The sequence below is a fragment of the Nonomuraea sp. NPDC050691 genome (assembly GCF_040654455.1).
Taxonomy (GTDB): domain Bacteria; phylum Actinomycetota; class Actinomycetes; order Streptosporangiales; family Streptosporangiaceae; genus Nonomuraea.
Genome location: NZ_JBFAIA010000089.1, coordinates 1 through 12,700 on the forward strand (window position 1 = coordinate 1; position 12,700 = coordinate 12,700).

General features: G+C 73.2%; 11 protein-coding genes. 7 read left to right on the forward strand and 4 right to left on the reverse strand.

The annotated features are described in order from the left end of the window. Together AB0H81_RS27175 and AB0H81_RS27180 are read left to right on the forward strand one after the other, a co-directional pair. Positions 1-748, forward strand: a 748-nt coding sequence (locus AB0H81_RS27175; protein WP_358380212.1) for a hypothetical protein, incomplete at its 5' end; no start/stop codon positions are given. A gap of 34 nt (positions 749-782) precedes the next feature. Next, entirely contained in the window at positions 783-3,023 is a 2,241-nt protein-coding gene (locus AB0H81_RS27180; protein ID WP_358380214.1) for a hypothetical protein, read from the forward strand. 10 nt (positions 3,024-3,033) lie between these two features. Here the strand turns inward: AB0H81_RS27180 and AB0H81_RS27185 are convergent, their stop codons facing one another. Both AB0H81_RS27185 and AB0H81_RS27190 read right to left on the reverse strand, forming a co-directional pair. Next, a complete protein-coding gene (locus AB0H81_RS27185; RefSeq protein ID WP_358380216.1) occupies positions 3,034-3,594 on the reverse strand; it encodes a response regulator transcription factor in 561 nt (186 codons plus the stop codon). Continuing rightward, positions 3,591-4,142, reverse strand: coding sequence for an ATP-binding protein (locus tag AB0H81_RS27190; protein ID WP_358380218.1), 552 nt, complete (start codon positions 4,140-4,142; stop codon positions 3,591-3,593). The genes AB0H81_RS27185 and AB0H81_RS27190 overlap by 4 nt, the downstream gene beginning before the upstream one ends. Before the next feature lie 12 nt (positions 4,143-4,154). On the opposite strand from AB0H81_RS27190, the gene AB0H81_RS27195 reads away from it, so the two are divergent. The 5 genes from AB0H81_RS27195 to AB0H81_RS27215 all read left to right on the forward strand — a co-directional run bounded on the left by AB0H81_RS27195 (position 4,155) and on the right by AB0H81_RS27215 (position 10,420). Further along, entirely contained in the window at positions 4,155-4,745 is a 591-nt protein-coding gene (locus AB0H81_RS27195; protein WP_358380220.1) for a hypothetical protein, read from the forward strand. Positions 4,746-4,804: 59 nt separating this feature from the next. Further along, positions 4,805-6,097, forward strand: coding sequence for a phytase (locus tag AB0H81_RS27200; protein WP_358380222.1), 1,293 nt, complete (start codon positions 4,805-4,807; stop codon positions 6,095-6,097). 61 nt (positions 6,098-6,158) lie between these two features. After that, entirely contained in the window at positions 6,159-7,661 is a 1,503-nt protein-coding gene (locus AB0H81_RS27205) for a glycoside hydrolase family 43 protein (RefSeq protein WP_358380224.1), read from the forward strand. A 381-nt stretch (positions 7,662-8,042) separates the two neighbouring features. Beyond that, entirely contained in the window at positions 8,043-9,338 is a 1,296-nt protein-coding gene (gene melA, locus AB0H81_RS27210) for an alpha-galactosidase (RefSeq protein WP_358380226.1), read from the forward strand. Between the two features lie 29 nt (positions 9,339-9,367). Then, positions 9,368-10,420 (forward strand): amidohydrolase family protein, encoded by a 1,053-nt coding sequence (locus AB0H81_RS27215; RefSeq protein ID WP_358380228.1) that lies wholly within the window; start codon positions 9,368-9,370, stop codon positions 10,418-10,420. Positions 10,421-10,547: 127 nt separating this feature from the next. Here AB0H81_RS27215 and AB0H81_RS27220 read toward each other — a convergent pair whose 3' ends face one another. Further along, the gene (locus tag AB0H81_RS27220) at positions 10,548-11,573 is read right to left on the reverse strand and encodes an endo alpha-1,4 polygalactosaminidase (RefSeq protein ID WP_358380230.1); all 1,026 of its coding nucleotides are present in this window, start codon (positions 11,571-11,573) and stop codon (positions 10,548-10,550) included. A gap of 399 nt (positions 11,574-11,972) precedes the next feature. After that, positions 11,973-12,680: a hypothetical protein gene (locus AB0H81_RS27225; protein WP_358380232.1), complete on the reverse strand. Its 708-nt coding sequence runs from the start codon at positions 12,678-12,680 to the stop codon at positions 11,973-11,975. Between the last annotated feature and the right edge of the window lie 20 nt (positions 12,681-12,700).

The following is a 12,700-nucleotide window of genomic DNA, read 5'->3' on the forward strand; positions in this document are numbered from 1 at the left end:
GCCGGCCGCGTCCCGGCGCCCGGCGACCCCGAAGCCGTCCCGCTCGGCGTCCCCGAAGCCGACGCCGTCCCCGGCCAGGACCCGCCGGATCCTGCCGTACGGGCGCACCGTCGACCAGGCCGACCAGGCCCCGCCCAGGAACCGCCCGCCCGCCCGGCTGCCCCGGCGCCCCGCCGGCGCGGTCACGATCGGCGGCAAGCACGGCTACTCCCGGTACGGCGGAGCCCCGTCGATCACGCACCGGGGCGACTACGTCACCATCACCGGCCGGGGCTACCTCCAGGTCCGCTGGGGCATCCTGTACCGCAACCGGGTAGGCCCGTTCCCGCCCGCCACCTGGACGGGCCTGAAGGGCAGGCTCTTCCACGTCGCCTCGGGCGGCGGCCGGCGCATGGACGACGAGCAGGCGCCGGGCGTCACGTGGATGGGCTCGCCCGAGACCGGCTTCGTCCGGCTGCCGGCCGGCCACCAGCAGATGTGGCAGAACGAGTTCTACTACCTGGACGGCAGCGTGACGTTCCACAACAACGAGGCCGGCACGGACGTCGACCTCACCGTCGCGCCCCGGACGTGGGGCGAGGTCTGGGCCGACATCTCGGCCAGGCCCGACCCGGGGAAGGGCATCCTGCGCTACGGCCTGACCCGCGACACGGGCGACGACCGTGCCCCCGTCCCGCAGTACCTCACCCGGTCGCGCCCCGCCGACCCGGCCCGCGTCCCGCAGCGCAGCCGCGTCTCCACCGGCTGAGGACGGACGGGGCCGCCGCGCCTAGGGTGATCTCATGATCGACGAGGCAACCCTGCGCCGGGCCGCCGCCACCGGCGAGGCGCTCCACGCGCGGGACGGCGAGGCCCTCGTGGTGGACGGCCGCGTGCTGCGCGAGCTGTTCCGGCGCGACCCTCAGGACCTTGATCCCCGTGGCCTGACCCTGGAGGGCGCCCGCGTCGAGGGCGGCCTCGACCTGCGCGGCATGCAGGTCCCCTACCCGCTGCGGTTCGTGGGCTGCGTGTTCGACCGGCCGCTCGACCTCGACGGCGCCGAACTGCATGCGCTGGTGCTGGACGGATGCGAGATCCCCGGCGTGGTGGCCAACGGGCTGCGCGTGCGCCGCGATCTCGACCTGTCCCGCTCGCGCATCAGCGGCGACCTGTGGACCTCGGCCAGCACCTCGTGCAGCGCCGCGGTGTGGCTGTGCGAGTCGGAGATCGGCGGGCGCCTGCTGTGCGTGGACACCGTCATCGACGGCGCGGTCCGCGCGGTGCAGGCCGACCGGATGCGGGTGGGCGGGACGATCCGGCTGCTCCACGGGTTCGAGGCGCGCGGCGGCGTCCGGCTGCTCGGCGCGGACGTGGCCGGCTCGCTCGACCTGACCGGCGCCCGGCTCACGAGACCCGACCGCGGGCTGGCCCTCGACCTCGGCGACGCGACGATCGGCGGCAGCGTCTTCGTCATCGCCGACCGGACGGGGCGCCGCCCGCTCATCCGGGGCCGCCTGGACCTGGGCAACGCCCGGATCGCCGGCCAGCTCCTGATCCGCGACGCCGACTTCGAGCCGACCGGGGCCGTCGCCGGGGTCGGCTACAGCAGCAGGCGCCGCGCCGGCACCGCCATCAGCGCGCCCGGGCTCGTCGTGAACGGCGACGTCAGCGTCGAGGGGGAGTGCCGGATCGGCGGCGGCGTCGACCTGTCGATGGGGACGTACAGCACCATCCACATCCACGAGGGCACGGTGCTGGCCGCCGGGGGAGAACGCGCGCTCGACCTGACCAACGCCGAGCTCCGCTCCAGCCTCGTCCTCGCCGAAGGGGTGGCCGTCGAGGGGACGCTGCGGCTGGCGGGAGCGCACGTCAGGGGCGACCTCGTCCTGAGCCGCACCCGGTGGAGCCGGCCGCAGGCCCCCGCGATAGTCGCGGCAGAGGGGGCGACGGTCGACGGCAGCGTGGACCTGCGCGAGGCAGAGACATGCGGAGGGAGGACGACGTTCCGCTCCGCGACAGTCGGCGCCACCTTCTACGCCCACGGCGCCCGGCTGCGGAACACCGATGGCGTGGCGCTGTCCCTGCGGCAGGCCGTGGTCAAGGGACCGGTCGTGCTCGCCGGGGGATTCACCGCCGACGGCTCCGTGCTGCTGAACCAGGCCGTCATCGAGGGGCGGCTCGACTGCGCGGGTGGCACGTTCGGCGATGTCGTGGCGGCGTCGGCGACCGTGCGCGCCGGCATGGACCTGCACTGGGCGACCGCTCCGGATTCGGTGGACCTGACGGGCGCCGTCACCACCGTGCTCGCCGACGATCCCGCGACGTGGCCGCGCCGCTCGGCGATCGCGGGCTTCGTGTACGACCGGTTCGACGGCTCCTGGGACTGGCGGACCCGCCGCGACTGGCTGCGCGGGATGGAGCCGTTCGACACGGGCCCGTACGAGCAGGCGGCCAGGGTCTTCCGCCAGCACGGCCGGCCGGCGGAGGCCGAGCGGCTGCTCATGGAACAGCGCAAACGCGCCAGGCAGGCCCGTCCGCCGGGCGGCCGCACGCCCGCCCGCCTCCTGCGCGACCTGCGCGACGTCCTGTACGGGGTCACGGTCGGCTACGGCTACCGTCCGGGACGCACGCTCTGGCTGCTCGGGATTCTGCTGGCCCTGGTGGGGACCCTGGTGGCGACCCCAGCGGCGCAGGCGACGTTACGCGCCACGGACCCGCGCGGAAACGTGTACGCCGTGGACGGCCGCCTGGTCACCGTGGACGACACCGGACCGGCCGCCGACGCCACCGCCACCAGGGCCCGGAACGCGCCGCGGCCGGGGCCGTGCGGCGACGGCCAGGTCCGCTGCTTCGACCCCGTCTTCTACACGATCGACACCGTCGTCCCGCTCATCTCGCTGGGACAGCGCGCCGCCTGGTACCCGGAGACGCGCACCACGGCCGGCCGGCTGACCTCGGCACTCCTGAACGTGGCGAGCGTGCTGGGCTGGCTGTTGTCCACGGTCGTGGTCCTCTCCTTCGCCAGGCTCGCCCGTCCGGCGTGACCGGCCCGGGCTAGGCGGGCTCCCCGGGGCGGATGACGCCCGACTCGTACGCGTACCGCACGGCCTGGGCCCGGTCGCGCAGCGCCAGCTTGGCCAGCAGGCGGTTGATGTGCGTGCTGACCGTCGCCTCGGTGATGGACAGCTCGCCGGCGATCTCGGCGTTGGACAGCCCGCGGGCCACCAGCAGCAGCACCTCCTCCTCCCGTGCCGTCAGCCCCGTGACCGGCGGGGACGCCGGCGGCGCCGTGCGGCGGTAGGCGTCGACCACCCGGGAGGTGACCGCGGGGTCGAGCAGGACGTCGCCCCGCGCGGCGCTGCGGATCGCGGCGAACAGGTGCTCGGGCGGCGACACCTTCAGCAGGAACCCGCTCACGCCCGCGTGCAGGGCCCGGTCGAGGTTCTCGTCCGTGTCGTACGTCGTCAGCATGATCACCCGTGGCGGCTCCGGCGCGGCGAGGATCCGGCGGGCCGCCTCCAGCCCGGCCCTGATCATCGCCTGGTCGTCCGCGACGAGGATCCGGACCACGCCCGCCCCGTCCGGCTCGTCGCCCCCCGCGCGCGTGGCGTTCACAGCGGCAGCACCGCCCGTACGGCGAAGCCGCCGGAACCGTCCGGACCCGCCGTGAGCGTCCCCTGGAACAGCGCGGCGCGTTCCCGCATGCCGATCAGCCCGTGCCCGCCCGTCCCGGCGGCCCGCGCCGGGGCGCGCCCCGCGCGCGGCCCCTCGTCCACGACCTCCAGCCGGAGCTCACCGGGCCGGTGGGCGACGGTCACCGCCACCCGCGTGGGCCCCGCGTGCTTGAGCGTGTTGGTCAGCGCCTCCTGCACGATCCGGTACGCCGACAGGTCCAGGCCGGCGGGCAGCGGCACCGGCTCGCCCCGCACGTCGAAGCGCACGTCCAGGCCCGCCGTACGCGCCTGTTCCAGCAGGTCGTCCAGCCGGTCGAGGCCCGGCTGCGGCACCGTCCCGTCTCCCTCCGGACCGCGCAGGAGGCCGAGCATGCGCCGCAGCTCCTCCAGGGCGCCCCGGCCCGTGTCCTCCACCGAGGTCAGCACCTCCCGCTCGCGTTCCTGGTCCGCGCGCAGCATCAGCCGCACGCCGCCCGTCTGCATGGTCATGACGCTCACGCTGTGGGCCACGATGTCGTGCAGCTCACGGGCGATGCGGGCGCGCACAACCCGGGCGCCGTCGGCGTCAGCGCGACGCTCCTCCACTACGCCTGGGTGCTCTTCGTGCCCGGCGTGATCGGGCTGGTCCACCTCGTCCGCCGCAAGGGCGTGGTGCTGGCCAACGTCGCGGGCGCGGTGACGGTCCTCGGCCTCATCAACTTCTCGTCCCTCATGATCTCGGACTTCTTCGACATCGTGCTCTTCCAGACCCTTCCGGTGGCGCAGGCCGAGAAGCTCATGCAGGACGCGGCGCAGCCCGCGATGGTCGCCGCCTGGCAGCTGCCCGGGATGATCGGCTCCTTCCTGGGCCTGGTCCTCGTCGCCGTCGCGTACGCCCGCGCCGGCCGGGCGGGCTGGTGGTTCCCGGCCGGCGTGCTCGCCGGCATCGTCGTCTGGCTCTTCGGCGCCGGCGCGTGGAACATGGTGCTGGGGCTCGGCGGCCCGGTCATCCTGCTGGTGGTCTACGGCTTCGTCGGCGTCTCGCTGATCCGCATGCCCGACGCGGAGTGGTCGCCGGCGCCCGCCGTGGAGCCGTCCCCGGCCAGGGCGTGACCCGTCTGCCGTCCGCGCCGCCCGGTCCGACGTCCACGACCCTCGAAGGAGGAGGCGCGATGCGTCCCCTGTCCAGGCTGCTCCTGACGGCTCTGACGTCCGCACTGGTGGGCGGGCTGGCGGCGCCCGCGGCCGGTCACGGCGTCGCGACGGTCGACCCGGAGGCCGAGACGCCCGCCCTGTTCGACGACGAGGCCGGCGGCGACGCCAACGGCGACGACCCGGCGATCTGGGTCCACCCGTCCGACTCCCGCAGGAGCGTCGTGATCGCCACCGCCAAGGAGGGCGGGCTCCGCGTCTACGACCTCGGCGGGCGGGAGGTGCAGCACATAGCGGCGCCCGCGGCCCCCGGCCCGGGCGACGAGCCGGGCCGGTTCAACAACGTGGACGTCGTCCACGGGTCCGGCGGACGGGACCTCGCGATCGTCTCCGACCGCGGCCGCGACACGCTGCGCGTCTACGCCGTCTCCGGCGGGCGCCTCACCGACGTGACCGACCCGGCCGCGCCGTTCGTCTTCAACGCCACCCAGGAGCAGGTCAACGACGCCGAGACGGCGTACGGGCTGGCCGCCTGGAAGGACTCCACCGGCACGTACGCGCTGGTCAGCCGCCGGCACAAGACCTCCATCGCCCTGGTGCGGCTGCTTGCCGGGCCGGGCGGGACGGTCGGCTACCGGCTCGTCAGGACGCTCGACCTGCCCGCCTCGTTCACCCTGCCCGACGGCCGGACGTGGGCCCCCTGCCTGGAGCCGGGCGAGCTGGCCCAGGTGGAGGGCATGGTCGTGGACCAGGACAAGGACGTCCTCTACGCGGCGCAGGAGGACGTGGGCGTCTGGCGCATGCGGGCCGACCTCACCGGGACGCCCGTCCTCATCGACAAGGTCCGCGAGTACGGCGTGCCGGGCACGTACGACCCGGACACCGAGGAGTGCGCGCCCGGCGCGGACCCCGGCTACGGCGGCCGGCACCTGAGCGCGGACGCCGAGGGGCTCACGATCTACTACCGCGGGGGCGGCAAGGGCTACCTGCTGGCCTCCAGCCAGGGCGACAGCACCTTCGCCGTCTACCGCAGGGAGGGCTCCAACGCCTACCTCGGCCGGTTCAGGATCGGCGAGGACGACGGCGTGGACGGCGTGGAGCACAGCGACGGCTCCGCGGTGCTGAACGTGCCGCTGGGCGGCTTCGACGAGGGCCTGTTCGTCGCCCACGACGGCGCCAACACCCCCGCCGACGGCGACAGGGAGAACACGAACTTCAAGCTCACCGGCTGGGACGCCGTCGCCGGCGAGCTCGACCTGGACGTCGACACGGACGGCTGGAACCCCCGCGGGCTCCCGGCCGCACGTCATTGACGGGTTCCGGGACGTCAGCCTAGAGTCCCGGCTTGGTGATCGGCTCGGTCGGGAGAACCTCATGCAGGCGCGGACGTACGGCAACCCGGTGGTGCCCGGCTTCCACCCCGACCCGAGCGTGTGCCGGGTGGGCGACGACTACTACCTCGTCTGCTCCAGCTTCGAGTACTTCCCCGGCGTGCCGATCTTCCACAGTCGCGACCTGGTGCACTGGCGGCAGATCGGCAACGTCCTGGACCGGCCCTCGCAACTGCGCCTGCCCCCCGACGTCCCCGCCTCCGGCGGCGTCTACGCGCCGACGATCCGCCACCACGACGGCACGTACTACATGATCACCACGATCGTCGGCGCCGGGGGCACCCTCCTCGTCACCGCTGACCGCCCCGAGGGCCCGTGGTCGGACCCCGTCTGGATCGACCTGCCCGGCATCGACCCCGACCTCGCCTGGGACGAGGACGGCTCGTGCTGGTGCGCCTTCTCCGGCATCCGGGTCGCGCGGATCGACCCCGTGACGGGCAAGGTGCTGGAGGGCCCGTACGAGGTGTGGTCGGGCACCGGCGGGAAGTACCCGGAGGCGCCGCACCTGTACCGGGTGGACGGCTGGTGGTACCTGCTGCTGTCGGAGGGCGGCACCGAGCGCGGGCACGCCGTGTCGATCGCCCGCGCCCGCTCGCCGCGCGGCCCGTTCGAGCCCGGCCCGGCCAACCCGATCCTCACCCACCGCGGCACCGACCGGCCGATCCAGAGCACCGGTCACGCCGACCTCGTCCAGGCCGCCGACGGCACGTGGTGGATGACGCTGCTCGGCACGCGCCCGCGCGGTCACACGCCGGAGTTCCAGGTGCTGGGCCGGGAGACGTTCCTCGTCCCGGTGGAGTGGGCGGACGGCTGGCCGGTCGCCGGCCCCGTGGAGGAGCGCCATCCCGCGCCCGCCACGTGGCAGCCGTTGCCCGCCGCGCCCGCCCGTGACGACTTCGACGCCGACCGCCTGGCCCCGCACTGGATCTCGCCGCGCGCCCGCCCGGACGGCTCCTGGTCGCTGGCCGGCGGCCGGCTCACGCTGCACGCCACCGGCCCCACCCTCGACCGGCCGGCTCACACCTTCGTCGGCCGCCGCCAGCAGCACCACGACTGCCGCGTCACCGTCCGGCTCGACCCCGGCTCCGCCACGGCGGGGCTGTCCGTCCGGATGGACGAGGCGCACCACTACGACCTGGAGGTGGGCGGCGGCCGGGCGCGGGTGATCGCCCGCATCGGCCCGCTGCGCCAGTGCGTGGCCGAGCGCGCGGTGCCGCCCGGCCCGCTCACGCTCGCGATCGACGTGCGCACCCGCGACGTGCTGCCGCCCTCGGTCATCGGCCCGGCCGCGGAGCCCACCGGCGTGGGGAACTGGGGCCCGGACACCATCGCCTTCTCCGCCGGCGGCGCGCCGCTGGCCGAGCTGGACGGCCGCTACCTGTCCACGGAGGTCGCCGCCGGCTTCACGGGGCGGGTCATCGGCATGTACGTCACGGAGGGCAGCGCGAGCTTCGACTGGTTCGCGTACGAGGCGACGGAAGCCTGACCGGCCGGGCCCGCACTGTCCGTGCCCCAGGTCAGGCCGGCGCCGGTGGAGAGGTCACGGATGCGGATTCTGGTACGCAGGGCGCCGTTCCATTTTCCGGAACATGCCTGCAAAACGTCCGAAACGCATCTTGAGAGTGGCCGGAATCCGATCACGCAGCCCCCTTCGGGCGCATGTGCGGTGTGGCCGGATGTGGGCTCGGAACTCTTGACACGCTCTCGACCTCGATGATCTCCTTTGTTGGAACGCCATTCCGTGCAATGGAATAAAAGGGGGCTTCGTGGAGCGGGTGCATGCCATCGCCGGTGAGCCGCGGTGAAGGCCCTCGCCGGCGGCGCCACGCCCGTCAAAGCCCTGCTCACCCCCGAATCGAGGTAGACCATGGCCCGCATCGTCCTCGTGGGCGCCGGCAGCATCACCTTCGCCAAGAACCTCCTGTCCGACATCCTGACCTTCCCCGAGCTGGCGGACTCGACGATCGTCCTGCACGACATCGACCAGGCCCGGCTCGACACCGCCGAGGCCATGGCCCGGTGGATGGTCGCCGAGCTGGGCATCGGCGCGACGATCGAGGCCCACACCGAGCGCAGGGCCGCGGTCGCCGGCGCCGACCACGTCATCAACGAGATCGCCGTGGGCGGCCTGGACGCCGTCAAGCGCGACTTCGAGATCCCCGCCTCGTACGGCATCCGGCAGACCATCGCCGACACCCTCGGCATCGGCGGCATCTTCCGCGCCCTGCGCACGATCCCCGTGATGGTCGGCATCGGCGAGGACCTGGCCGAGCTGGCCCCGGACTCCACCCTGTTCACCTACACCAACCCGATGTCGATGATCCCGTGGTCGGTGTACGCGGGCACCCCGTTCCAGAACGTCGTCGGCGTCTGCCACGCCGCCCGCGACACGCAGAGCACCCTCGCCAGGATGGTCGGCGTGCCCGAGGAGGAGATCTCCTTCCTCACCGCGGGCGTCAACCACCAGGGGTTCGTGCTGCGTTTCGAGCGCGACGGCGAGAACCTCTACGACCGCCTGGACGAGCTGATCGCCGAGAACCCCGAACTGGCCCGCCGGGTCCGCGTCGAGGTCTACCGCAACTTCGGCTACTTCCCGACCGAGTCCAGCGAGCACGGGGCAGAGTACCTGCCCTGGTTCCTGCCGCACGAGGAGGAGGTGGAGCGCTACCGGATCCCCGTCGGCGTCTACCTCGACTGGCTGGCCGACGGCTTCGAGGAGTACGAGGGCTACCAGCGCTCGCTGGCGGAGGGCCGCGGCGTGCCGATCGAGCGCGGCGAGGAGCTGGCCTCCCTGGCCATCCACTCGATGGAGACCGGCACCCGCCGGATGATCCACGGCAACGTCCGCAACGGCGGGCTCATCTCGAACCTGCCGCCGGATGCCACCGTCGAGGTGCCCTGCCACGTCGACCGCGCCGGTGTGCAGCCGGTGCGCGTCGGCGAGCTGCCCGCCCAGGTGGCCGCGCTCAACCGGACGTTCCTCAACGTCAGCGAGCTGACCGTGAAGGCCGCGCTCGAAGGCCGGCGCGACCACGTCTACCAGGCCGCGCTGCTCGACCCCAACACCGCCGCCACGCTCCCGGTCCGGCGGATCCGCGAGCTGGTGGACGACCTGATCGCGGCCCACGGCGACCTGCTGCCGGAAGGGATCAGGCATGGGTGACGCGGACCTGCTGCCGGAAGGGGGCAGGCGTGGGTGACGCGGAGGTGCCCCTCTCCCGGTACCGGCCGGTGTCCCAGCTGCGGGTCGCGGCCCACGAGATCGGCCGCGCCCGCGTGCCGGCAGTGGACGCCCACATCCACCTCGGCCGCTGGCTGACCGAGGACGGCAGCTGGATGGTCGAGGATGTCCCGGCCCTGATCGGCCTCATGGACGAGCTGAACCTGCGCGGCATGGTCAACCTCGACGGCCGCTGGGGCAGGGAGCTGGCCGAGAACATCGAGCGCTACGACGCCGCGTACCCCGGCCGCTTCGCCACCTTCTGCCACGTCGACTGGTCGCGGACGGCCGAGCCCGGATTCGGGGAGCGGCTGGCCGCCCAGCTCGCGCGGTCCGTGGCCGAGGGCGCCGCCGGGCTGAAGGTGTGGAAGGACGTGGGCCTGCGGGTCCGCGACCACCGCGGTGAGCTGGTGATGCTCGACGACCCGCGGCTCGACCCGCTGTGGGCGGCCGTCGGCGAGGCCGGCATCCCGATCGCCCTGCACACCGCCGACCCGGTGGCCTTCTTCGAGCCGGCCGACGAGCGCAACGAGCGGCTCGAACAACTCGCCGCCCGGCCCGACTGGAACTTCTCCGGCCCCGGGTTCCCGCCGTTCGAACGGCTGATGGAGGCCATGGAGGCGATGATCGCCCGGCACCCGGCCACCACGGTGATCGGCGTCCACGCCGGCTGCTGGCCGGAGAACCTGGGCTTCGCGAGCCGGATGCTGGACACGTACCCGAACTTCCACATCGACATCGCGGCCCGCGTCGCCGAGCTGGGACGCCAGCCGCGCGCGACGCGCGCCCTCATGCTCCGCCACCCCGGCCGGGTGCTGTTCGGCACCGACGAGATCCCGCCCGACCGCGACGTCTACCGGATCCATTTCCGGTTCATGGAGACCGACGACGAGGCGTTCGCGCACTCCCTGGACGACCCGCCGCTGATGGGCCGCTGGACGATCTCCGGCCTGGACCTGCCGGACGACGTCCTGGAGCGCGTCTACGCCGGCAACGCGATCGGGCTCGTGCCGAGGCTGGCATGACGCGACCGCCAAGCCCGCGACTCCGCATGATGGTGGCCATCACGTCGGCGCCGCCGAGGTGATGGCCACCGCGGTGTTCCGCCTCACGCACGATGATTCCGCGCAACGGACCTGCGGGCCGGCAGCATTACCTGCAGGGCGCGTACGGCTTGTCGAACAGGGAGTAGTCCGCGGGCTTCTTGAGCGAGTTGAACTTCAGCGTCTTCGACTTGGCGCAGAAGCTCGACGGCGCCGTCTCGTACTCCACGTGGAAGACGGGCTTGCCGGCCTTGACGAAGACGCTCAGCTCGGAGCACTCGTCGAACTGGAAACACTCCTCGTTGACGGCGTAGTCGAACGAGGACACCAGCTCCTCGGCCTGGCTGAGGTCGTTCTTCAGCGCCACCGACAGGCCCTTGGCGTGGGCGAGGGCGGCCAGCGCCTTGTTGTAGGTGAGCTGGGTGGCGGGGCTGACGGTCCAGCCGGTGACGGACTTGCCCTCCTCGTGGGCGTTGACCACGTCGAACTCGACGCCGTCGAAGCCGGCCTGCGCGCACTTGTCGACGCGGGCCGCCATCATCTTCAGCAGGAAGTCGCGCTGGCCCTTGTCGTTGTTGATGTTCGCCCAGCGCTCGTTGGGGAACTCCGCGCTGAACGGCTTGCCGAGCAGGGACTTGCCGTTCGCGTTGTGCCAGTCGACGAACGCCTGGTAGTCGGGCCGGAACTCCTCGATCGAGCCGGCGTCGATGTAGCAGATCGCCTTGGCGCCCTTGGCGTGGATCGCCTTGACGGCCGCCGTGTTGAGCGTCTTGTTGTTGCCGGCCACCTCCTCGGCGGCGTACAGGTCGATGTCGAAGACGCTCGGCCGCACGCACGCCCCGCCGCTCTGGGGCACCCCGCAGATGTCGACGTTGACGCCGCCGGTCGAGGCGTAGGTCTTGCTGCCCTGGAGCTGGTACTGCCAGCGGCTGTCCACCGGCGGCCGCCAGAGCCCGGCCTTGGCCGTGGGCGGGGGCGTCGGGGTCGCCGTCGCGTTCGCCGTGGCCGTCGGGGTCGGCCTCGGCTTCGTGGCGCTCGCGGCCTGGGACGGGGCCTGGATGCCGAGCGCGGCGGCCGGCACGAGGGCCGTGACCGCGGTGAACCGGGTTAAGAAGGTGCGGAGGCTGACCACCACGTTACCTTTCTGTCGTTCTGTATTCCGTAATGCGGAATGAGGTTCCGGTTACAAGCAAAGCGAGGATCACGTGACGTTGTCAACCGGAACGCCGAAACCCCGCCGTGGCTCCCCGCCGGCCGGACCGGTGCCGGGGGGAGGCTGGATCGCTCCATGGTCGCGGGTGCCCGTGGCCCCTTTCGGGGCGCCTGGCTGGTGAAACACCGCGACCCATGCCGCGCCGTGCGGCATGGGTCACGAAGCTGGTTCCGGCCGTCAAAAAAAGTGACCGGTGGAGGAGTGGCCGAGGAGTCACGATGGGGACCGGCCGGGACCCGGCGGTGAGGACCCCGGGGCCGGTGGTGGCAATCGGCCGGGACGCGGCGGTGAGGACCGGTCAGGACGTGATGGGGGTGCCGGTCAGGACGTGACGGTGGGGGAGGCGCTCGGCTCGGCGCTCGGCGGGGTGCTCGACGACGGCGGGGAGCTCGGGGCGGGCGAGGAGGTCGGCGGCTCGCCGGGCCGGTGGCGGTCGCCGTCGTGCCAGCGGCCGCCCCTGCCGCGCCAGCCCTGCCCGTCGCGCAGGGTCATGTCGCGGACCGCGACGGCGGTGGCCGTGCCACCGTCCACCTTGGCCATGACCATGACCTTCGCCCCGGTCTTCACCGAGGCGATGCCCTCGTCGCGGTTGACCCGGGTGTCGGCGTTGACCGTGTACTCCTTGGTGTAGCCGTCCTCGCTCTTGACCGTGACCGAGTCCTGGTCGACGGCCGTGACCTCGCCGTACTGGTTGGCGACGGTCGTGTACTTGCCCTCACCGTCGGGCACGACGAACTCGCCGTGGATGGCGGGGCCGCCGAAGCCCATCCGGTGGCCCCAGCGCCGGCCCTGCCCCGGCCCCTGGTCGGACGGCGTCGCGGAGGGGGTCGCGGACTGAGTCGAGGTGTCGGAGGACGTGGGGGTCGGGGACGGCGAGGGGGAGAGCGCCGCCGCGGTCGCCACGCCGGCGCCGCTGACCACGACGAGCGCGGTGGCGGCGGCGAGCAGCAGGGAACGCGGCACGCGACGCCTCGGCGGCTCGTTGGCCAGTGTCTCCGCGGTGCTGAATCCGTCCGGCTCAGGGCTCATCTGGTTCCTCCCGATAGGTG